The 2,124-nt window shown below is 40.6% G+C and carries 5 protein-coding genes; 4 read left to right on the forward strand and 1 reads right to left on the reverse strand.

The genetic code is table 11. The annotated features are described in order from the left end of the window. Positions 1–186 (reverse strand): YigZ family protein (locus tag AB5Z52_RS16740; RefSeq protein WP_368267113.1); only part of this gene is annotated, 186 nt, incomplete at its 3' end. Positions 187–287: 101 nt separating this feature from the next. Between AB5Z52_RS16740 and AB5Z52_RS16745 the strand changes: the two genes are divergently transcribed. From AB5Z52_RS16745 to AB5Z52_RS16760, 4 genes are all read left to right on the forward strand, one after another. Then, entirely contained in the window at positions 288–581 is a 294-nt protein-coding gene (locus tag AB5Z52_RS16745; protein ID WP_003127610.1) for a hypothetical protein, read from the forward strand. A gap of 71 nt (positions 582–652) precedes the next feature. Then, positions 653–973: a PTS sugar transporter subunit IIB gene (locus tag AB5Z52_RS16750; protein ID WP_003127611.1), complete on the forward strand. Its 321-nt coding sequence runs from the start codon at positions 653–655 to the stop codon at positions 971–973. A 215-nt stretch (positions 974–1,188) separates the two neighbouring features. Further along, a complete protein-coding gene (locus AB5Z52_RS16755; protein ID WP_288551803.1) occupies positions 1,189–1,695 on the forward strand; it encodes a DEAD/DEAH box helicase family protein in 507 nt (168 codons plus the stop codon). 51 nt (positions 1,696–1,746) lie between these two features. Next, on the forward strand, positions 1,747–2,079 hold the full coding sequence (locus AB5Z52_RS16760; RefSeq protein ID WP_288551804.1) for a hypothetical protein: 333 nt from the start codon (positions 1,747–1,749) through the stop codon (positions 2,077–2,079). Positions 2,080–2,124: the final 45 nt, after the last annotated feature.

Here is a 2,124-nt window from a genome sequence, read left to right on the forward strand (position 1 = left end):
GTTCTCGCCAATAACAAAAGCACTGCAATTATGATTGGCCTTCCAATGCTCTTTTTTGAGAGCGAGGATGAATGCTTTGGCTTCCTCTTCGGAAGTGACACGTTTAAGGGAACAAATGAATCGGGATTTCTTGATTTCTTGTTCACTTTGTCCATCCTCACGAATGGTGCGATAACTATTCTTCATAGGCTCCTCCTTTTATTTTCAGTATAGGTAATGTGGAGAAAAGTTTCAATGAAAGAAATCAGTAAAGAATAAGTGAACGGATAAAAAAGGAGGCGTTGCCATTGAGTAAACGCAAGAAATACGATATCATCACTCATTACTTAAAATCTAATGGCGGTTCTCAAGTCACATTGACTTTCACACAATTTGATGAACTGTTATTTCCGGCGACAGGGCTGCCAAAGAGTGCCCGCAAGAGCATTGATTGGTGGGCCAATGATTATCGACATCCGGAAAACGGTGCCTATGCGTGGTTGAATGCAAGATATGAAGTGGTTCACGTGAATTTAAAGAAGGAATATGTTGTTTTCAATCAATTGGTCAAGTCCAATTGGTTAATAGACAGTAAGCGTTGACAAATTTGAAACTTGTTCTATACTAGGAATAGGTAATGTTATATTATTTAAAATTTTAGGGAGTGTTCGATATGGCTAAAAAAACGATTATGTTAGTTTGTTCCGCAGGAATGAGCACCAGCTTATTAGTGACAAAAATGCAGAAAGCTGCTGATGCAAAAGGTCTTGATACAGATATTTTTGCTGTTTCCGCTTCAGAAGCAGATCAACATTTAGAAAGCAAAGATGTGAACGTTTTATTATTAGGCCCTCAAGTTCGTTTCATGAAAGGCGATTTTGAAAAACGTTTAGCACCAAAGGGAATCCCATTGGAAGTTATCAACATGGCTGACTATGGTATGATGAATGGTGAAAAAGTGTTGGATCAAGCATTGACATTGATTGGTGAATAAGCCCAATCCATTTTCAACGATTACTTAAGACTATTGAGTAGAACCTTACAGGTTTCGAATTTCTCTGTTTTGGCAGAAAATGAGAACGAGTAAGGTTCTTTTTTTGTGGATGGCGTACTTTAATTGTGTCGAATGTCCAAGGTTTTCGAAAAAACTAGCGAATGTACCTGCTTTTGAAGGCTTGATCAGTCATATATAACGAGAGGAGGGATACGATGGAAGAAGGCGGTCGTCAAATTTTAGTATCCGAAAGGGAACGCAACAACTCCGACCAACTCAAAGGTGACATTCGTCCAGCCGTCTTAATCAAAGAGGGACAAATTGAATGTCAGCGTTGTGGCAGCTGCTTCAATAAAGAGGAGGTACAACTGCCAACAGGGATTCACTATTGCCCTGCCTGCATCCATTACGGACGGGCAGATACGTCTAAAGTTTTTGTGACAGTTTCGGAACAAAGCAGCGTCAGTTTTCCGAAAATTCATTGGCCTGGTCCACTAACGGTTTTTCAAAAAAGAATCTCACAAGCGTTGGTAAGAAATTATCAACAAAAAAAAGCAACGTTGGTTTGGTCGGTAACCGGCTCTGGCAAAACGGAAATGATTTTTGAAGTGATACAAGCGGCAAGGCTGCAAGGACATCGGGTAGCTGTCGTCTCTCCGCGAATCGATGTGTGCCGCGAACTGTTCCCTCGGATCCAACAGGCATTTCCCAAAGAATCTTGATTACTGCTTTACGGAGATTCAGAGGAAAACTATCGGTATACAGACTTGCTTGTGGCGACCATTCATCAACTGCTGCATTTTTATCGGGCATTTGATCTGATAATCGTTGACGAAGTAGATGCTTTTCCTTATGAAGGGGACCAGCAACTAAGGTTCGGGTTAATGAATGCACTGAAAGCGACCGGCTGTCTGATTTATCTAAGTGCCACACCTTCAGATGCGTTACTAAAAGAAACAACAAATTTTGCAGTGGAAAAAATGCCGCTGCGTTTTCATCAGCGACCGCTGATCGTTCCTCAACTGATTTGGTATGAAGGTTGGCGTAACGTGTATCAAACAAAAAGAAGACTACCAGACTGTAGACAAAGTCCATTTTATGGATGATGTCTACAGTCTTTTCTTTTATAATAGATTTATGAAAACGAATGC

Source organism: Enterococcus sp. RTP21361st1_A6_RTP21361_211029 (genome assembly GCF_040910045.1).
GTDB lineage: Bacteria > Bacillota > Bacilli > Lactobacillales > Enterococcaceae > Enterococcus_D > Enterococcus_D gallinarum.

Coding starts and splice junctions, on each gene's coding strand:
- AB5Z52_RS16755 (WP_288551803.1), top strand. CDS start 1,189: ATGGAAGAAGGCGGTCGTCAAATTTTAGTATCCGAAAGGGAACGCAAC.
- AB5Z52_RS16750 (WP_003127611.1), top strand. CDS start 653: ATGGCTAAAAAAACGATTATGTTAGTTTGTTCCGCAGGAATGAGCACC.